The sequence below is a fragment of the Georgenia sp. X1117 genome (assembly GCF_057784635.1).
In genome coordinates, this window is sequence record NZ_CM173492.1 from 1,210,198 (window position 1) to 1,229,422 (window position 19,225).

The following is a 19,225-nucleotide window of genomic DNA, read 5'->3' on the forward strand; positions in this document are numbered from 1 at the left end:
CGACCGGCGCCCCACCCGAGACAGGAGAAGCTCATGCCCCACCTGTGGATCAAGACCCCCCTGGCAGTCTTCACCGGCACGGACTCCGGCGCGGGCGGGGGCCTCGTCGTCGACACGACGGCGGGGACGGTCGCCGAGCTTGTCGCGGACGGCGCGCGGCCCCGGATCGCGGTGGACGAGGTGCTCGACGCCTCGGGGCACGTCGTCGTGCCGGGCCTCATCAACACCCACCATCACTTCTACCAGACCCTCACGCGGGCCTGGGCGCCGGTGGCCGACGTGCCGCTCTTCCCCTGGCTGGTCAACCTCTACCCGGTCTGGGCCAGGCTCACCCCGCGGGCCCTCGAGCTGGCCACCACCGTGGCGATGGCCGAGCTGCTGCGCTCGGGGTGCACGACGGCGGCCGACCACCACTACATTTTCCCCGGCGGTCTCGAGGACGCGGTCGACATCCAGGCCGAGGTCACCCGGCGGCTCGGGATGCGCGCGGTGCTCACGCGCGGGTCGATGACGCTGGGCGAGCGCGACGGCGGGTTGCCCCCGCAGTCGGTGGTCGAGGACCCAGAGACCATCCTCGCCGACTCCCGGCGGCTCATCGCCACCCACCACGAGAGGGGCCCCGGCGCGCAGGTGCAGATCGCCCTGGCCCCCTGCTCACCGTTCTCGGTGACGACCTCGATCATGCGCGACAGCGCCGAGCTGGCCGCGGCCGAGGACGTGCGCCTGCACACCCACCTGGCCGAGACCGACGACGAGCAGGACTTCTGCCTCGAGCGCTTCGGGATGCGCACCGTGGACTACCTCGAGTCGGTCGGCTGGCTGAGCGACCGCACCTGGCTCGCCCACGGCATCCACTTCGACGACGACGAGATCGCTCGGCTCGGCGCGGCCGGCACCGCCGTCGCGCACTGCCCCTCGTCGAACATGCGCCTCGCCTCGGGGGTCTGCCGGGGCGCCGAGCTCGAGGACGCCGGCGTGCCGCTCGGCATCGGGGTCGACGGGTCGGCGTCGAACGACGGGTCGAACATGATCGCCGAGGTGCGCCAGGCGATGTACCTCCAGCGGCTGCACTACGGCGCCGACCGCATCACCGTGCGCCGCGCCCTGTCCTGGGCCACCCGCGGGTCCGCCCGGGCGCTCGGGCGCGAGGACCTGGGCGAGCTGGCCGTGGGCCGGCAGGCGGACCTGGCGATGTTCACGCTGGACGACCTGCAGTTCTCGGGCAGCCACGACCCGCTGGCGGCCCTGCTGCTGTGCGGGGCACAGCGGGCGGACCGGGTGATGGTCGGCGGGCGGTGGCGCGTCACGGACGGTGAGGTCGTCGGCCTCGACGTCCCCGCGCTCGTCGCGGAGCACTCGGCCGCGGCCCGCGCCCTCGTCGCCGGCTGAACCGGCTGCCGAGACTGGCGGGTCGCCGGGCGGGGCACGCCCGGCGACCCGCCGTCGTCGTCCGGTCCTGCGGCGCCCTCCGCCCGGGTGCTCGCCCTCCGTGCGGAGGGCGAGCACCCGGGGCGCGAGGCTCGGCGCGTTCCCGGGCTACCCCTGGGGCAGGGCGCTCGCGCCGGCCCACACGGCCGGCAGGGTCGCGACGTCGTTCGGCGACGGGCCGCCGGCCTCCGGGGCCACGGCCTCGTCGTCCTGCATCGCCCGCACGAGCGCGGCGGCGGCCGAGATGGCGATGACCTCGGGCTCCTTGCCGGTGATGCCCGGGATCCCGATGGGACTGTGGATGCGGTCGATCGCGGCGTCGTCGTGGCCGGCCTCGCGCAGCCGCTTGCGGAAGCGGGTCCACTTCGCCCGCGACCCGATGAGCCCGATGCCGCCGAGGTCGCCGCGGGTGATCGCGGCCTCGCAGAGGAACAGATCCTCGGAGTGGTCGTGGGACATGATGACCACGTGCGCGCCCGCCGGGAGGGAGCGCAGCACGGTCTCCGGCGCCGGTGCGTGGTGCGCGTGCACCGTCGCCGCCCCGACGACGCCGGCGAGCCGCTCCTCGGCGACCATCTCGGTCCGGGAGTCGACCAGGTGCAGCGAGATCGGCAGCCGGGCGAGGATGCGGGCCAGCTCGATGCCGACGTGCCCCATGCCGAAGACGGCCACCGCTCGGCGCGCACCGAAGGGTTCGAGCAGCACGACCACCTCTCCCCCGCAGCACTGGGTGCCGTGGACGTTCTCCACGTGCTCGTTGAGGGAGAACTCCATCTGCTCGGGCCGCCCCGCACCCTCGGCCACCATCTCGACGGCGCGGTCGATGACGCTCGCCTCGAGGTTGCCGCCGCCGACGCTGCCCCAGGTCTGCTCCGCGGTCACGACCATCTTGGCGCCGGCCTCGCGCGGGGCGTGACCGCGCACGGACAGCACGGTGACGAGCACCGCGGGCACGGAGGTGGCCCGCAGGTGCGTGAGCGCCGCGAGCCAGTCCATCAGACCCTCGCGACCGGCGCCGGGCTGGGGATGCCGGCGACGTTGGGGCTCGGGGCGACGTCGGTGCGCTGCCGCGTCGGGGTGGGCACCGCACCGTGCATGTGCGGCAGCGAGGACCGCGCCTGCTCGACGGCCCAGTAGACGCCCTCGGGGGTCGACGGGCACGCGAGCCGGGTCTCCTGCCCCGGGGCGCCGAACGCCGCGGCGGCCTGGCGCAGCGCCTCGCGCACCGCGAAGGACAGCAGTAGCGGCGGCTCGCCGACGGCCTTGGAGCCGTAGACGACGCCGCTCTCCTCGGCGCGCTCGAGCAGGTGCACGTTGAGCTGCTCGGGCATCTCGGAGAAGCTGGGCAGCTTGTAGGTGCTCGCTGCCTGGGTGGCCAGCCGCCCGCGCTTCTCGGTGTCCGAGAGGTCCCAGACCAGCTCCTCCTGGGTGAGCCACCCGACGCCCTGGACGTAGCCGCCCTCGATCTGACCGACGTCGATGAGCGGGGAGAGGCTGTCGCCGACGTCGTGGACGATGTCCGTGCGCAGGAAGCGGTAGGCACCGGAGAAGCCGTCGACCTCGACCTCGGCGACCGCGACGCCGTAGGCGAAGTAGCGGAACGGCTCGCCCTGGAAGGTCTTGGCGTCCCAGTGCAGGCCCGGGGTGCGGAAGTAGCCGGCGGCGAACAGCGGGACGCGCTGGAAGTAGGCCTTGCGGGCGAGCTCGGCGAAGGTCATCGACGCGTCCGCCCTGCCCAGGACGGTGACCTCGGACCCGGAGAACCGCACGTCCTCGGGGTGCGCGTCGAAGTGACGGGCGGCGACCTCGGCCATGTTGGACCGGATCTGCTCGCAGGCGTTCTTCACCGCGCCGCCGTTGAGGTCGGCGCCGGTGCTGGCGGCCGTCGCGGAGGTGTTGGGCACCTTGTCGGTCCGCGTGGGGGCGAGCCGGACGTCGCTGAGCTCGACGCCCAGGGCGGTGGCGGCGACCTGGCGCATCTTGGTGTGCAGGCCCTGCCCCATCTCGGTGCCACCGTGGTTGATGAGCACCGAGCCGTCCTTGTAGACGTGCACCAGCGCGCCGGCCTGGTTGAAGGCGGTGAGGTTGAAGGAGATGCCGAACTTCACCGGCGTCATCGCGATGGCGCGCTTGGTGTGCGTGTGGGTGGCGTTGAACTCCTCGACCTGGCGCGAGCGCTCGGCGTGGTCGGAGGACTCCAGCGCCTGCTGCCAGATCGTCTCGAGGCGCTCCGCGTGCCGCACCGGCATCCCGTAGGGGGTGGACTGGCCGGGCCGGTAGAGGTTGCGCCGGCGCAGCTCGGCCGGGTCGAGCCCGAGCAGCGGGGCGCAGCGTCCGAGGATGTCCTCCATGACGAGCGCGCCCTGGGGGCCGCCGAAGCCGCGGAAAGCGGTGTTGGAGGTCTTGTTCGTCTGCGCGATGCGGCCGTGGATCTCCGCGTCGGGGATGTAGTACGCGTTGTCGACGTGGCACAGGGCACGGGCGAGGACCGGCTCGGACAGGTCGAGGGACCAGCCGCCGTCGGCCGTGAGGGTGGCCCGCAGGGCCTGGATGTGCCCCTCGGCGTCGAAGCCGATCTCCCACGAGGCGTGGAAGCCGTGCCTCTTGCCGGTCATCGTCAGGTCCTGGGTACGGGTGAGCCGCGCCCGCACCGGGCGCCCGGTCAGCGCCGCACCGAGGGCGGCGACGGCGGCGAGGCCGTTGGCCTGGGCCTCCTTGCCGCCGAACCCGCCGCCCATGCGCAGCGACTGCACGGTCACCGCGTGGTTGTGCAGGCCGAGGACGTGGGCGATGATCTCCTGCGTCTCCGAGGGGTGCTGGGTGGAGGACTGGACGAAGACCTGTCCGCCCTCGTCGATCTTCGCCAGCGCCGCCTGGGTCTCCAGGTAGAAGTGCTCCTGGCCGGCGAACTCGAACTCGCCGGTGAAGCGGTGCGCGGAGGACTCCAGCCCGGTCGCGGCGTCGCCGCGGCGCACCGTGGGCTGGGCGCCCTGGAAGGCCTCCCGCTCGATCGCCTCGGTGAGGGTGAGCGTGGAGGGCAGGGGCTCGTACTCGACCTCGACGGCCTCGGCGCCCAGGCGGGCGGCCTCGAGGGTCTCGCCGAGCACCCAGCACACGGCGTGCCCGTGGTGCATGACCACCGGCGGGAAGAGGGGCTCGTCGGCCTTCGTGCCGGAGTCGTTGACGCCGGGGACGTCGTCGGCGGTGAGCACGCGCACGACGCCGGGGACCTCGTAGGCCGGCTCGGGGCGCAGCGAGACGATGGTGGCGTGGGCGTGGGGCGCCTGGACGGGCCAGGCGTGCAGCACGCCGGCGGTGGAGATCGTCAGGTCGTCGGTGTACAGCGCGGTCCCGGTGACGTGCTCGGCGGCGCTCTCGTGCGGGACGCTGCGGCCCACGACCGGGTTGACGGGACGCTCGGACAGGGAGCTCATCGGGCCACCTCCATGACCTTGGCTCGGGTGTTCTCGACGTAGAAGCGGCACAGGGCCTGGCCCAGCATCGCGCTGCGGTAGCGCGAGCTCGCGCGGTGGTCGTCCATGGGTGTGCCCTCGCCGGCCATGACCTCGGCGGCCGCGCTGACGGTCTCCTCGGTCCAGGGCCGCCCGCGCAGGGCCTCCTCGGTGGCCAGCGCACGGACCGGGGTGGCGGCGATGCCGCCGACGCCGATACGGATGTCGTTGACGACGTCGCCGGACAGGTCGGCCGCGATGGCCACGGCGACGCTGGAGATGTCGTCGAAGCGGCGCTTGGCGATCTTGTAGAAGGCGGTGGTCGGGGCCAGCGGCAGCGGGATGCGCACCGCCTTGATGAGCTCGCCGGGCTCGCGCACGGTCTGCCGGTAGCCGGTGAAGTACTCCGCGAGCGGCACGCTGCGCTCCCCCGCGCGCGAGGCGAGCACGAGGGCGGCGTCGAGGGCGAGCAGCGCCGGCGGGGCGTCGCCGATCGGCGAGCCGGTGCCGAGGTTGCCGCCCAGCGTGGCGCCGTTGCGGATGAGGCGGGAGGCGAACTGGGGGAAGAGCTCGGCCAGCAGCGGGACGCTGCCGTCGAGGGTGCGCTCGATCTCCGAGAGGGTGACGGCGGCGCCGATCTCGACGTGCGTCTCGGTGGTCTCGATCCGGCGCAGCTCCTCGAGCCGGTCGATCGCGACGATCGTGCCGGGCCGGGTGTGCCGGATGTTGAGCTCGACGCCGAGGTCGGTGGAGCCGGCGACGATCTGCGCGTCGGGCTCCTCGGCGAGGCGGTCGAGCACCTCGGTCAGCGTGGCGGGGCGGGTGAACTCGGCCTCGCCGTGCACGTAGCTGGTGGGGACGGGGCCGGGTGCGGCATGCGCGCGCCGCTCGGCGAAGGGGTCACCCTCCTCGGGCGAGCCCAGGGCGTAGGCGGCGTCGCGGATGGGTCGGTACCCGGTGCAGCGGCACAGGTTGCCGGACAGGGAGTGGATGTCGAAGCCGTTGGGGCCGACCTCGTGGGCGTGGGCGTCGGTGGGGTCGACGCCGGCCTCCTCGGTGGCGACCACCGTCGTCGTGCCCTCGGGGGTGGCCGCGAGCTCGGCGCCGTCGGTGCCGGCGGCGAGGTTGACCTCCGGTGCGGGCGCCGTGCCGGCGCGCTCGGGGCGGTAGTACTCCGCGGCCATCGAGCAGATGAAGCCCGGCGTGCAGTAGCCGCACTGCGAGCCGCCGCGGTCGGCCATCTCGCGCTGCACCGGGTGCAGGTCCTCGGTGGCGCACGCGCCCGGGGCGGTGCCCAGGCCCTCGGCGGTGACGATCTCCTGGCCGTCGTAGGCGAGTGCGGGCGGGAGGCAGGCGTTGACCGAGGTCCACCGCGTGCCACCCTCGCCGTCGGGCCGGGCGACCAGGACCGCGCAGGCCCCGCACTCGCCCTCCGCGCAGCCCTCCTTGGCGCCGGTCAGGCCCTGCTCGCGCAGGAAGTCGAGGAGGTTGGTGTGCACGGGCGTGCCCGAGAGCTCCCGGTCCGACCCGTTGACGTTCACCGTGATGCTGCCCATGGCTCACTTCCTTGTCGAGCTGGTTGTCGTGGGGCGGTTCGCGCGTCCCCGACCTTCCGGTCGATGCGTCCACCGTCCGGGCCCCACAGCGACCCCGGCGTGTGCCGACATGCTACGCGGTGACGCGCGGCCGCGGCAAGATTTCGAAAGAGTGTTTCCGTATCGTGAAGGTCTCGCCGGCCGGCGAGGCATCGTCGCCCCGCCGGTCCGGCAGCCCCGAGAGGCGGGTCGGGGCATCGTCGCCCCGACCGCCCGTCAGCTCCCGCGGTAGGTGGAGTAGGCGAAGGGGCTGAGCAGGCAGGGCACGTGGTAGTGGTCGCGCCCGGCCTCGACGAGGAAGTCGATGTTGACGGCGGGGAAGAACGTCTCGCGCCCCTGGGCGCGGAAGTACTCCCCGGTGGCGAAGCTGATCCGGTAGGTGCCCGGCTCGAGGCGCTCCGGCCCGAGCTGCTTGTTGCGCCCGTCGGCGTCGGTGACGCCGGAGGCGACCTCGGTCGCCGAGTCGCCCTCGACGCGGGCGAGGCGGACGCCGACGCCGGCGGCCGGGATCCCGGTGACGGCGTCGAGGACGTGGGTGGTGACGTGCGAGGTCATGCGAGCTCTCCCTGGAGTCGAAGGACGGCGATCTCACGCAGCTGCTGGGCCGCGTTGCGCCGCTCGGTGGCGGCGTCGTTCGTCAGGCGCTGCTCGAGCTGGCCGAGGATCTCCTCGGCGTCGCGCCCGGCGGCACGGACGAGGAAGACGTGGCCGAACCGCTCCTCGTAGGCGACGTTGCCGGCGCGCAGCCGCTCGACGACGTCGGCGTCGCGACCGTCGACCCCCGACTGCTCGCGCGCCGAGTGCGCGGCGTCCGGGTCGTCGCCGACCGCCTTCTCGCCGATCCGGGGGTGACGGGCGAGGGCACCGTCGACCTCCTCGTCGGTCCACGGCTCGGCCGCGCGCTCGGCCGCACGGACGACGTCGTCGACGCTCGCGTACGGGCGGCCCGCGAGGATCTCCTCGGCCCAGCGCGGCACCCGAACGCAGGCCAGGAGCAGGTCGCGGGCGAGCGCGGTGTCCTCGTTGAACGTGGTCAGTGTGGTCGTCATGGAGCAACCCCTGCTAGTTTCGGATATCGGAAGACACCTTCCGTCAGATGAAGGTATGGGACCTGCTTCGGCGCTGTCAACAGCATCGCCGCCCGGCGGCGTGCGGGTCGGACCGCCGGCCCGACCGGACATGCGCGGCACGCCCCGTGCCACCATGTCCGGCGTGCCACCGGTGGCGCCCGGCCGCCGGCCCATCACCGCGAGCCCTGGAGGAGCACCGATGACCGAGCCGACGTACTGGGCCACCCACGGCGGCCACCCGCCCCAGACCGACCTGCTGACCGACCGCGCGATGTTCCGCGAGGCCTACGCCGTCATCCCGCGCGGCACGCAGCGGGACATCGTCGCCTCGATCCTGCCGCACTGGGACGGCACCCGGCTGTGGATCCTCGCCCGCCCGCTCACCGGCTTCGCCGAGACCTTCTCCCAGTATCTCGTCGAGGTCTCCCCCGGCGGCGGCTCGCAGCGGCCCGAGGACGACCCGGAGGCCGAGGCCGTGCTGTTCGTCATGGAGGGCGAGCTCACCCTCACGGTCGGGACGGAGGCCGCCGAGCACCGCCTCGCCCCGGGCGGGTACGCCTTCCTCGCCCCGGGCGAGACCTGGACGGTCGTCAACCACGGCGCCGAGGCGGCCCGGTTCATGTGGATCCGCAAGATCTACCAGCGCGTCGAGGGCGTCGACGCCCCGAAGTCCTTCGTGACGAACGAGCGCGACGTCACCCCCACCGCGATGCCGGGCACCGAGGGACGCTGGGCGACGAGCCGCTTCGTGGACCCGGCCGACGTCCGGCACGACATGCACGTGACGATCGTGACCTTCCAGCCCGGCGGGATCATCCCCTTCGCCGAGACGCACGTGATGGAGCACGGCCTGTACGTGCTCGAGGGCCAGGCCGTGTACCGGCTCAACGAGGACTGGGTGGAGGTGCAGGCCGGGGACTTCATGTGGCTGCGCGCCTTCTGCCCGCAGGCCTGCTACGCCGGCGGGCCGGCCCCGTTCCGCTACCTGCTCTACAAGGACGTCAACCGGCACGTGCCGCTGGGCCTGGGCGGCATGCACCGCTGAGGCGTTGGCGCGGCGCCGCGACGGCGGCGCCGCACCCGGGTTCAGCCCTCGCCGCGGTGCAGCAGCCGGCCGCGCGGGTCGTCGTCGTCGACCTCGGCGCCACGCACGAAGGTGCGCCGCACGATCCCGGTCAGCTCACGTCCGTCGTAGGCGGAGATGGGGTTGCGGTGCCGCAGCTCCTTGGCCACCACGGTGAAGTCGTCGTCGGGGGCGAGCACGGCGAGGTCGGCGTCCTTCCCGACGGCGATGCCCCCCTTGCGCCCCAGGCCCACCCGGGCGGCGGGCCGGGCCGACATCCACTCCACGACCTGCTCGAGGGCGATGCCGCGGCGCCGCGCCTCGGTCCACACGATCGACAGCCCGAGCTGGACCGAGGAGATGCCGCCCCAGGCGACGGCGAAGTCGCCGTTCTCGAGGTCCTTGAGGTCGACCGTCGACGGCGAGTGGTCGCTGGCCACGTAGTCGATCGTGCCGTCGAGCAGGCCCTCCCAGAGCAGGTCCCGGTTGGCGCCCTCGCGGATGGGCGGGCAGCACTTGAAGGACGTCGCCCCGTCGGCGACGTCCTCGGCGGTCAGCGCGAGGTAGTGCGGGCAGGTCTCGGCGGAGATGTCCACGCCGTCGGCCTTGGCGCTGCGGATCATCGGCAGCGCGTCGGAGGAGGACAGGTGCAGGACGTGGGCGCGCGCGCCGGTCCAGCGAGCACGTTCGACGAGCTGGGCGATCGCGAGGTTCTCGGCCCCGCGCGGGCGCGAGGCGAGGAAGCCGGAGTACCCGGCTCCCGAGCACTGCGGGGCGCGGCCGATCGAGCGGTCGTCCTCGGCGTGCACGATCATCATCGCGCCGATGCGGGCGAGCTCGCCGAGGTGCTCCTCGAGCTCGTCGGCCTCGAGGTGCGGGAACTCGTCGACCCCGGAGCCGGAGAGGAAGCACTTGAAGCCGAAGACGCCGTCCTCGTGGAGCTCGGCCAGGTCGGGCAGGTTGCCGGGGACGGCCCCGCCCCAGAAGCCGACGTCGACGAAGGCCTGCGGCTCGGCGACGAGGCGCTTGTACTCCAGTGCCGGCCGGTTGACGGTCGAGGGGATGGAGTTGAGCGGCATGTCGATGATGGTGGTCACGCCGCCGGCGGCCGCGGCCCGGGTGGCGCTGGTGAAGCCCTCCCACTCGGTGCGGCCGGGCTCGTTGACGTGGACGTGGGCGTCGACGAGACCGGGAATGAGCACCTCGTCGTCGGCCAGCTCGACGACCTCCCCCGCCGTCAGGCCGGCGCCGAGGGGCTCGACCTGGACGATCTCGCCCCCGCGCACCCCGATCTCGAGCGGGGCGATGCCGTCGGGGCCGAGGACGCGCCGGCCGCGGACGACGAGGTCGAGGGTGTCCGTGCCGTCCGTGGCGCGCTCCGGCGCCGGGACTGCGGGCGCGGCGGCATCCCCGTCGGCCAGGCCGTGCTCCGCGCGGTAGGCGCGGATCTGCTCGCGGATGCGTGCGGGGTCGTTGACCTCGGCGACGACGCGGCGCGCGCCCTCGGGCGCGCCCGTCCGTTCGGCGGTCTCCTCGCTCATCTGATCTCCCTCGATCCTCTCCGGCATGCTCGCCACCGCCATCCTGCCAGGAGCGACTTCCGCATATCGGTACGTGCTTTCTGCTTACCGGAATTCTAGGTGAGTGGGACGGCCCCGTCGAGGACGGGCGGACCTGACCGGCGAGCCGGTGCCCGGCTAGCCTCGCCCTGCCAGGAAGGACGAGGGGCGAGGGGAACGCATGACGAGCGACGCCGTCGGGCAGGGTGACGGGGCGGGCGCCGCCCGTGGCGGCGAGCTGGTCCGGCTCGAGGCCGACCCCGCCGTCCACCGCCGGAAGGTGCGCAAGCAGGTCCTCGCCCTGGTCGGGTTCGGAGCGCTGGCGCTCGTGTGCATCGCCGGGATCGTCACCGGCGAGGTGACCCGCCGCCTCTTCATGATCGCCCTCCTGGGCGTGGTCGGCGTGCTCGGTGCGGGCGGCGCGCTGGTAGCGCTGGCCCGGCTGCGGGGCGAGCGGCGCACCGGGGCGGACGCGATCGACCTCGTCGTCACGGACTCGACGCTGGTCGGTCCCGGCGGCCTGGCGATCCCCTGGCCGGAGATCGCGGGCGTGGAGATGTCGCGCCCCGCGCGGCCCGCGGAGCCGGGCGAGGAGCGTGCGGGCGAGACGGGACCGGGCCGGTCCTCCGCCGTCGTGCGGCTCCTGCTCACCGATCCCCGTTCCACGCTCGAGCGCACGACGACGCCGCGCCAGGCGGCCGCGGTGCGCACCGGCGAGGGCGCCCCGCACGTGCGCGTCGAGCTGGACGATCGCGAGCCCGGCGAGCTCGCCCGGCTGCGCGAGGTGCTCGACACCGAGCTCGCCCCGCGCGGTCAGCGGGTCCGCGACATCACGGGCTGAGGCGCGTCCGAGGGCACGGCGCACGCTCGACCCCGCTCGACGCCGGAACCGCTCCCGCGGCCCGGGGCGACCGGGGTACCCGTGCCCGGCGGCCCTGCCTCGCGACCCGTGAGTCCTCGATACGGTCGACGCACGCCCTCCGGAAGGACCTCCGTGCAGCCCCTGATGCCCGCCGCGCAGCACCTCGACACCGCCGAGCTCGCCGCCTGGATCATCGCCCGCGACAACTCCCATCTCGAGCAGATCCAGCCGACCTCGGCCGTCGCGACCTCCAGCGGCTCGGTGGTCGTCGGCAGCCAGGCCGAACCACCCGGTCCGCTCACCGTCGTCGTCACCGAGCACGTCGGCCTCGACGCGGGGAGCCACTTCTGGCCGTTCGAGGACATCCGCGGCGCCGTCGTGCAGGTTGCCGGCCTGCTGCCCCCGGAGGAGGAGCAAGCGGCGCGGGACCGGTTGCTCGAGCTGCGGCCGTACGCGAGCCATCCGAACGTGGCGACGGCGATCGCGGCCGCCACGGACGCGACCCGGGTGGTCGATGCCTCGATCACCCTCGACGTCGCTGCCGGGCCGGTCGTCGTCCTGATCGACGGCGTGCGCCTGTTCCAGGTCGCCGGGCTGCACGCCTCCCTCTGGCTCGCCTGCCAGGGCCGTGCCGAGGTCGCCTGGGGTCCGTCCGACGTCGAGGCCGACCCGTGGTCCGAGCCCACCACGGAATGGCTCGCCGCCGGCGGACGATGGGAGGACGCCGAGAACCATCCGCTCCCCTGGCTCGGCGACGCGCCGCCGCTCCCGTCGCCCTGGATCGGCGCCGAGCCCGACGTCCTCCCGCAGGAGGACGCGGTGGCGTACCGCGAGCACCTTCTCGCCCGGCTTGCCGAGGACCCGCCGCCCGCGGTACTCCGTTCCGGGGACGGCCGGGGCGCCTCGGGCGATGGGTCCTCCGGCGGTCTGCTCGGGCGGCTGTTGGGCCGTCGCGGCGGGACGGCGGGCGAGGCGCCCCTCGTGCGCATCGACGACGCCGGCGTGCAGCTGCGCGACACGACGTACGCCTGGGCGATGGTCACCTCGCTCTCGCTCGTTCTGCGGCTCGACCTGCCGGTCGAGCACACAGCGACGTTCGTCTCGGGCCTCCGACGCGAGGGACCCAGTGCGGACGACGCCTTCATCGCCGACGTGCTCGCGCACGGCATCGATCCCGCGAGCCCGGTCGTCGCCGACGTGCGGCTCGAGACGTCCGACGGGACGCGGGCCAAGTCGCTGGGAACCCTGCTCCACTTCCGCCTCCTCGACCTGTACCGCGCCGCCGTGGCCGGCGCCGGGCCGCACGGCGTGCCGGTGCGGTGGCAGGTCCCGCCGTACCTCGGCAACCGTTAGGTGCGGGCGGCGCGCCGACCGTCGGCCGTCGCCGGCGCGAACACGAACGCGAACGCGAACGCGAACGCGACCAAGGTCTCCCGGCCCGGATCACCGGCCGCCGTCGCGCCAGAGCGGGCCCGCATACCCTCGACGACGATGACGGACAGGAGACCCGGACAGAGCGCGGCGCACGCGGTGACGACCGCCCGACGGCTGCACTGGGTCGACGTCGCCAAGGCCGTGGCGATCGTCCTCGTCGTGCTCTATCACGTCGGCGGGGCGGGGATGGACCGGATGTTCCCGGACAGCGTCGGCCATGCGGCCCCGTTCTGGGACCGCGTCAACACCGTCCTCCTGCCGCTGCGCATGCCGTTGTTCTTCCTCACCGCGGGCCTGCTCGCGCATCGGGCCGTCGCCCGGTCATGGCGGACGGTCGCACGGGCGCGGGTGCTGGCGCTGGTCTGGCCCTACCTGCTGTGGAGCCTGGCCTTCGCCGCGTTCGCGGGGTACGCCTATCAGCCGGCCGACCCCGGCGCCTACGCCGTCGACAGGCTCAAGGCGATCCCCTTCGCCGGCACCGCGTACTGGTTCCTCGCCGTGCTCACCGTGTTCTTCGTCGTCGCCAAGGTCCTGCGCCGGTGGCCGCTGTCGGTGCTCGCGGCGACGGCGGCCCTGGCCGCGGCTGCCCCGTACCTCGAGCCGGTGATCGACGAGTCCCTGCCGTCACTGATGACCTACGCGGTGGTGCGCGTCGCGCGGTATGCCTTCTGGTACTTCCTCGGCTGCTACGCGTACGACGTCGTCGCGCGGCTGGCACATACCCCGCCGTGGCCGGTCCTCGTCGTCGGCGGGGCCGGGTTCGTGGGCCTGACGGGCGCCGCGTACCTCCACGACCTGAGCCGGCAGCTCGCCTTCCCGCTGTCCGTCTCGGGCCTCAGCGCCGCCGTCGCGTGCTCGGTCCTCGTCGCGCGCTCCGCACGGGTCCGCTCCTGGGCGACGTACCTGGCCGCACGCACGCTGCCGATCTACCTCGTGCACCCGGTGCTCATCAACCTGCTCGTCCTGGCGACCATGCACCTCGGCGGCCCGCTGTCCCCCGACCCGACGCTGGCCACCGTCCTGACCCCGATTCTCGTGGTCCTGAGCGTCGCCGCCTCCTGCCTGGTCTACGACGCCTTGATCTCGACGCGCCTCGCCTGGCTCTTCCGACCGCCGCAGCGGCTCGCTCCGGCCCGCCGGTAGGCGGACGGGCTGACGAATCCGGCCTCAGCGAGCCCGCGCCGCGAGCGCAGCGACCGCGTCGGACCACGCGCCGACCTGGTTCTCGGCCGACAGGTCCCGCGCCGCGGCGTGCGACCCCGCCTTCCAGCGGGCAACCTCGGCCGGGTCGATCCGGTCGAGCAAGGCGGTGAGGTCGGCCTGGTCGTACCCGCCGGTCACCGCGCCGAGGTCGTGCTCGCGGACGAGGCTCGCCATCTCCGGGTTCGGGCCGACGACGATGCCCAGCCGGGCCTGGACGAAGTCGAAGAACTTGTTCGGCAGGGTCCACTCGAGGTTGAACGTGACCGGGGGGACGAGGAACAGCCCCACGTCGTAGCCGGCGAGGGTCTCGACCAGCTCGTCGGCCGGCACGGCGTCGTGCAGGGTGACGCGCTGCGAGCCGGCGGCCAGCTCGGCGAGCTCGGCGAGGTAGGCCTGGTCGGAGGGCATGAGGTAGAGGTCGAGGGTGGCCCGCGACGTCGAGGCCTCGACCGCGCGCATCATCACCTCGATGGCGCGCACCCGGGTGGCCCCGCCCGAGTGCACGAACCGCAGGGGCTCCCCGACCGGCGTCGGGACGGCGTCCCGGAACGGGGCGGCGTTGACGACGACGCCGGCCTTGACGCCGTACTCCCGCGCGTACTCCTCGGCCAGGCCCTGCCCCACGGTGGTCACGGAGCCACACAGCGGGAGGAAGCGGCGGATGATCCACCGGTAGTAGGGCGCCACGAACAGCCGCCACCGCGGGGAGGCCTCGTGCTGGCGCGGCGCGTACTCGTGCAGGTCGGCGTGGACGCCGCCGCGGGGACGCAGCGAGAGGGCGAGAGGGACGGTGTCGGCGTCGTTGGCCACGACCACGTCGAAGGCTCCCACCGGCAGCACCTCGCGCAGGTGGGCGTTGACCGGGCTGCGCCGGTAGGTCGCGGCGAAGCGGCGCTGCATGAGCAGGGTGCGGTCCTTGTGCCAGGCGACGATCTCGTCGGGGATGCGCACGTGCTCGACGACGCCGTCGGGCGCCGGGCCGTAACCGCAGGTGGTGACGTCGTGGTCCCGGACCAGGAGGCGGATCTGCCTCAGCAGCCGGGCGTCCGAGACCAGGGTCGAGTACGAGATCACGAGGACGGTCGGGCGGGCCGGGTGGCCGGCGGCAGTCGTCATGGCGTCATCGTCGCACCGCCGCGCACCCGGGCCGACGAGGTGGCGGCCGCTCGTCGGCGTCGCACGCACGGTCCGGGCACACTGTTCGCATGCCTCCCAGCCTGCGCGACGTCGTTGCGGCGGGTGTCCGTCGCCTGCCCGACCGGCCCCGCGAGTCGGTCGAGCGGACCGTGTTCGGCCGAGAGCTGCGGGCCGCCGGCGCCCTGGTGCCCGTGCTGCCGGGCGACCGGAGCGTGGGTCTGCTCGTCGGGCCGACGAACACCGCCGGGCAGGGGCATCTGTGGGCGCGGGCGGCCCAGGAGCACCTCGACGGCGTCGCCGCGCGCTCCGTCACCCTCGAGCGGCCCGGCGGGGTGGACCGCTTCAGCTACCCCACCGACGTCCGCCTGCCGTTGTCGCTGCGGCCCGGCCGGGCGGCCTGGCGCGACGGCGTGCTCGACGCCTTCACGCACGTGCTGCTCGAGACCGGCTACTCCCCCGTCGCCATGACGACGGCGGTCGCGGACCGGCCGGAGATCGAGCGCTACCGGGCAGCGGGCGTAGCGCCGGCCGTCCTGTTCCACGGCTCCGAGATCCGCGACCCCGCACGGCACGCGGAGCTCTACCCCACGAGCCCCTACCGCTCGACCGTCACGGTCGACGACGACGCCCGGGAGCGGATCCGCGCCGCGCAGCGGCTGCTCGAGGTGGAGGGCCTGCCGATCTTCGTCTCGACGCCGGACCTGCTCGACTTCGCCCCCCGGGCCACGCTGGTCCCGGTCGTCGTCGACGTCGAGCGCTTCGCCGCGCCCGCGGCCGCGGCCCTCCCGGCGCTCGAGCGGGAGCGGCCCGTGGTCCTGCACGCGCCCTCGAACCCCGCGCTCAAGGGGACTGCGGTGATCGAGCCGGTCCTCGAGTCGCTCGACGCCGCTGGCGCGATCACCTACCGGCGGCTGCAGGGCGTGCGTCACGAGGAGATGCCGGCGTTCGTGGCCGGGGCGGACGTCGTCGTCGACCAGATCGTCCTCGGCGGCATCGGGGTGCTGGCGGCGGAGGCGATGGCGGCCGGTCGCCTCGTCGTCGGGCACGTCCACGAGCGCGTGCGGGCGCGGCTCACCGGTGAGCTGCCCGTCGTCGACGCGACGCCGGAGACGTTCGCACGCGTCATGGACGAGATCCTGGGCGACGCTCCGAGGTTCGCCGAGATCGCGGCCCGCGGGCCGGCCTGGGCCCGCACGCACCACGACGGGCGCGCCTCCGCGGCTGCGCTCGCGCCGTTCCTCGGGGCGGGTCCGACCGCCGGGTAGCACCGGGCAGATCACCGGGTAGCGCCGGTCCGATCCGGCGGACAGCACCGGCCCGGTCAACAGATAGTGCCGGGCGTCAGCGGGTAGCACCGGACCGGTCAGCGGGTAGGACCGGCCGACGCGGGTCATGCCTGGCGAGCGAGCAGCTCCTCGACCGCCGTGCCCCACTTCTCGACCTCGGCCTCGGCGGCCAGCTCCTTCGCCACGGCATCGCTCGCGGCCTTCCAGCGGGCGACCTCGCCGGGCTCCAGAGCGGCGAGAGCCGCCTCGATGTCCTCCACATCGAAGCCGTCCGCGACCGTGCCGAGGCCGTTCTCCCGCGTCACGGCCGCCATCTCCGGGCTCGGGCCGACAAGGATCGCGAGCCGGGCCTGGACGTAGTCGTAGATCTTGTTCGGCAGGGCGTGCTCGTGGTTGAAGCCGTTGGGCGGCAGGACGTAAATCCCGACGTCGTACCGGTTGAGCGTCGTCATGAGCTCGGCGTACGGCACGGGGTCGAGCACCCGGACGTTCTCAGTCCGGGCGGCCTGCGCCTGCAGGTCCTCAAAGTGGGCCGGGTCGGACTTCATGAGGTACAGGTCGAACGTGAGGTGCTCGGGCAACCGGCCGGCAGCCTCGATCATCCGGCCCATGTTGCGCCTGGGCAGCGCCCCGCCGGAGTGCACCACCCGCACGGGCTCGGCGACCGGCCCTGGCTTCAGCTCGTGGTACGGGGTCGCGTTGGTGACGACACCGACGGTGGTGCCGGTCAGCGCCTCGTAGGCCACGGCGATCCCGCTCGACACGGTCGTCACCGAGGCGCAGCGCGGCAGGTACCGGCGGCAGAGGTAGTCGTAGTACGGGCTGATCCGCTTCTTCCACAGCTCGTTGTCCTCGCGCCAGCGCGGGAAGTACTCGTGCATGTCGCCGTGGACGCCGTGCCTCGGCCGCGTGCTGAGGGCGACCGGGACGGCCTCGATGTCGTTGGCGAGCGCCACGTCGAACTCGCGCCCCTTGAGCGCCTTGCGCGCCCAGCGCATGCCGCGCTGCGCCCACAGGGCCGCGACGTAGACGCGGGACGTGATGAGCCGGCCGTCCAGCTTGTTCGTGTGCGTCAGCGGGATCTCGACGTGGTCGGCGACCCCCTCGGGGGCGGGACCGAACCCGCACGTCGTCACGTCGTACCGCTCGGCGAAGTAGCGCACCTGCTTGATGACGCGCGGATCCGTCGCGATCTTCGAGAACGAGAGGATGAGCATCCGCGTCGTCTGAGCCATGCCGGGATTGTTCCACCCGATCGCGCCCGCTCCCCGCACATCGCGCACCCGCCGGCGCGCGGCGTCGCTCACCCCGCCGCGCTACGCGAGTCCCGCGAGGTCCGCCTGGTGGGCGAACTCCGGGTGCGCGGCGACGACCTCCTCGAAGGTGCCGCGCGCGGCGATGGTGCCGCCGGTCATGAAGCAGACGACGTCCGCGTGGCGGATCGTCGAGAGCCGGTGCGCGACGGTGACGACGGTGACCTCGCCGTGCAGCTCGCGCAGCGCGTGGGTGACGGCCTCCTCCGTGGCGGTGTCCAGCGCGGAGGTCGCCTCGTCCATCACGAGGATGAGGGGGTCCGTGTACAGGGCGCGCGCGATGCCGAGACGCTGGCGCTGGCCGCCGGAGAACGCGAGGCCGCGCTCGCCGACGAGCGTGCCGAGCCCGCCCCGCTCCTCGACGGCGTCGAGCAGCTGGGCGCGCCGCAGGCACTCGCGCACGCGGTCCTCGTCGATGGTCGACCCCCAGGCGAGGGCGACGTTCTGGGCGATCGACCCGTTGAACAGGGAGACGTCCTGCGGGACGTAGCCGACCCGCGAGCGCCAGTCCGCGAGCACGTCCTCGAGCGCCTGGTCGCCGACCCGCATCGTCCCCTCCTGGGGCACGAGGAGGCCGAGGAGGATGTCGACGAGCGTGGACTTGCCGGCGCCGGAGGAGCCCGCGAGCGCCACGTGGGTGCCCATGTGGATCGTCAGGTCGATGTCGTGCACGGCCGGGGTCGTGGACCGGGGGTAGGTGAACCCGACGCCCTGGAGGTCGAGCCGCTTGGGGGTCTCGACGATCGGCTCCCGGCCGACGGTCTCGGCGTCGCGGATGTAGCCGTCGGCGGCCTCGATGTCCCAGATGACGCGCTGCGCATGCGGGAGCGTGGTCGACGTCTGTGTGAGGATCGCCTGCATGCGCGTGATCGCGGGGATCATGCGGAACCCGGCGACGCCGAACATCGCCACGGCGGCGAACGCGTCGGTCGCGCCGCCCTGCCAGTAGCCCACCCCGCCGACGAGCACGAAGCCGCCGATGAGGGCCACCTCGAGGACGTACTTCGGGGCCTGGCCGAGGAACTGGCTGTTGGACCGGGCCCGCACGGCGTGGACGCGGTTGCTCCACACGACGTCGGCGACCTCGGAGGTCTTGTCCCGGAGCACGATCTCCTTCAGCGTGGCCACCATCTCGGTCATCAGGCGGGCGGTCTTCAGCGAGTAGTCGCGGTTGACCCGGCCGGCCACGAGGGCCTTCGGGTTGACCACGAGGTAGAGCAGGGCGGCAAGCGCGCCGAGGTAGACCACCGTGATGGCGGCGATCGTCGGCTCGGCGACGACGAGGACGAGCAGGACGGCCGCGGTGGTGGCGAGCTCGGTGGGCAGGCTCGCCACCGGCAGCAGCAGCCCGGAGGTGGTGTTCGCGATCCCGACGTCGGCCATCCGGACGAGCTCGGCGGAGTTGCGCGAGAGTCGGTCGGTCCACGGCGAGTGGAGGTAGGCGCGGAAGAGCCGGTCGCCGATCTCCATCTCGTACTCGGCGAACTTCCGGGTGGCCACCCAGCGCATGGCGAGCGAGGCGATGGACTTCGACGAGATGAGGATGCAGACCGCGAGGAGCACCCAGATGTACTGGCTCGTGGCGATGTCGCCGATGAGCGGCAGCGTCACGGGCTGGCCCGAGACCATGGGCGCCATGACGAGCGCGAGGATGCCGAGCGCGACGACGTCGAGGAGGGCGAGCAGCGCCGTGACCGTCGAGTAGATGACGAGGTAGCGGCGGGCACCCGTCGGAAGCATCGGCAGCAGCGTCCGCGTCGTCCTCAGTAGATCCTTCACCCGTGCTCCTGCTGCTCGTCGTCCGGGCGCCGGGGGCGACCGGT

The 19,225-nt window shown here is 73.6% G+C and carries 15 protein-coding genes; 6 read left to right on the top strand and 9 right to left on the bottom strand.

The genetic code is table 11. The features are described 5' to 3' along the window. The first annotated feature begins 33 nt into the window (after positions 1-33). Positions 34-1,389: an 8-oxoguanine deaminase gene (locus tag AC3D3D_RS05395; RefSeq protein ID WP_463661182.1), complete on the top strand. Its 1,356-nt coding sequence runs from the start codon at positions 34-36 to the stop codon at positions 1,387-1,389. Between the two features lie 147 nt (positions 1,390-1,536). Here AC3D3D_RS05395 and xdhC read toward each other — a convergent pair whose 3' ends face one another. The 5 genes from xdhC to uraD form a co-directional block, all read right to left on the bottom strand. Continuing rightward, complete coding sequence (gene xdhC / locus AC3D3D_RS05400) at positions 1,537-2,424, bottom strand: xanthine dehydrogenase accessory protein XdhC (protein WP_463661181.1); 888 nt, start codon at positions 2,422-2,424, stop codon at positions 1,537-1,539. Beyond that, positions 2,424-4,862, bottom strand: a complete 2,439-nt coding sequence (gene xdhB / locus AC3D3D_RS05405; protein ID WP_463661180.1) for a xanthine dehydrogenase molybdopterin binding subunit — start codon at positions 4,860-4,862, stop codon at positions 2,424-2,426. The genes xdhC and xdhB overlap by 1 nt, the downstream gene beginning before the upstream one ends. Beyond that, complete coding sequence (locus tag AC3D3D_RS05410; RefSeq protein ID WP_463661179.1) at positions 4,859-6,436, bottom strand: xanthine dehydrogenase small subunit; 1,578 nt, start codon at positions 6,434-6,436, stop codon at positions 4,859-4,861. The genes xdhB and AC3D3D_RS05410 overlap by 4 nt, the downstream gene beginning before the upstream one ends. A 255-nt stretch (positions 6,437-6,691) precedes the next feature. Continuing rightward, positions 6,692-7,030 (bottom strand): hydroxyisourate hydrolase, encoded by a 339-nt coding sequence (gene uraH / locus AC3D3D_RS05415; protein ID WP_463661178.1) that lies wholly within the window; start codon positions 7,028-7,030, stop codon positions 6,692-6,694. Continuing rightward, the gene (gene uraD, locus AC3D3D_RS05420; RefSeq protein ID WP_463661177.1) at positions 7,027-7,524 is read right to left on the bottom strand and encodes a 2-oxo-4-hydroxy-4-carboxy-5-ureidoimidazoline decarboxylase; all 498 of its coding nucleotides are present in this window, start codon (positions 7,522-7,524) and stop codon (positions 7,027-7,029) included. The genes uraH and uraD overlap by 4 nt, the downstream gene beginning before the upstream one ends. Before the next feature lie 220 nt (positions 7,525-7,744). On the opposite strand from uraD, the gene AC3D3D_RS05425 reads away from it, so the two are divergent. Next, positions 7,745-8,590, top strand: coding sequence for a bifunctional allantoicase/(S)-ureidoglycine aminohydrolase (locus AC3D3D_RS05425; protein WP_463661176.1), 846 nt, complete (start codon positions 7,745-7,747; stop codon positions 8,588-8,590). Positions 8,591-8,631: 41 nt separating this feature from the next. Here AC3D3D_RS05425 and allB read toward each other — a convergent pair whose 3' ends face one another. After that, on the bottom strand, positions 8,632-10,149 hold the full coding sequence (gene allB / locus AC3D3D_RS05430; protein WP_463661175.1) for an allantoinase AllB: 1,518 nt from the start codon (positions 10,147-10,149) through the stop codon (positions 8,632-8,634). Between the two features lie 199 nt (positions 10,150-10,348). Between allB and AC3D3D_RS05435 the strand changes: the two genes are divergently transcribed. From AC3D3D_RS05435 to AC3D3D_RS05445, 3 genes are all read left to right on the top strand, one after another. After that, positions 10,349-11,008 (top strand): hypothetical protein, encoded by a 660-nt coding sequence (locus AC3D3D_RS05435; RefSeq protein WP_463661174.1) that lies wholly within the window; start codon positions 10,349-10,351, stop codon positions 11,006-11,008. Positions 11,009-11,161: 153 nt separating this feature from the next. Continuing rightward, positions 11,162-12,382: a hypothetical protein gene (locus AC3D3D_RS05440; RefSeq protein ID WP_463661173.1), complete on the top strand. Its 1,221-nt coding sequence runs from the start codon at positions 11,162-11,164 to the stop codon at positions 12,380-12,382. A 138-nt stretch (positions 12,383-12,520) separates the two neighbouring features. After that, a complete protein-coding gene (locus tag AC3D3D_RS05445; protein ID WP_463661172.1) occupies positions 12,521-13,606 on the top strand; it encodes an acyltransferase family protein in 1,086 nt (361 codons plus the stop codon). Positions 13,607-13,630: 24 nt separating this feature from the next. On the opposite strand, the gene AC3D3D_RS05450 is transcribed toward AC3D3D_RS05445, so the two are convergent. Continuing rightward, positions 13,631-14,782, bottom strand: coding sequence for a glycosyltransferase family protein (locus AC3D3D_RS05450; RefSeq protein ID WP_463661171.1), 1,152 nt, complete (start codon positions 14,780-14,782; stop codon positions 13,631-13,633). 89 nt (positions 14,783-14,871) lie between these two features. On the opposite strand from AC3D3D_RS05450, the gene AC3D3D_RS05455 reads away from it, so the two are divergent. Further along, on the top strand, positions 14,872-16,068 hold the full coding sequence (locus tag AC3D3D_RS05455; RefSeq protein WP_463661170.1) for a glycosyltransferase: 1,197 nt from the start codon (positions 14,872-14,874) through the stop codon (positions 16,066-16,068). A gap of 125 nt (positions 16,069-16,193) precedes the next feature. On the opposite strand, the gene AC3D3D_RS05460 is transcribed toward AC3D3D_RS05455, so the two are convergent. Together AC3D3D_RS05460 and AC3D3D_RS05465 are read right to left on the bottom strand one after the other, a co-directional pair. Further along, entirely contained in the window at positions 16,194-17,324 is a 1,131-nt protein-coding gene (locus AC3D3D_RS05460) for a glycosyltransferase family protein (RefSeq protein WP_463661169.1), read from the bottom strand. Between the two features lie 81 nt (positions 17,325-17,405). Beyond that, positions 17,406-19,142 (bottom strand): ABC transporter ATP-binding protein, encoded by a 1,737-nt coding sequence (locus tag AC3D3D_RS05465; protein WP_488512504.1) that lies wholly within the window; start codon positions 19,140-19,142, stop codon positions 17,406-17,408. Positions 19,143-19,225 lie beyond the last annotated feature (83 nt).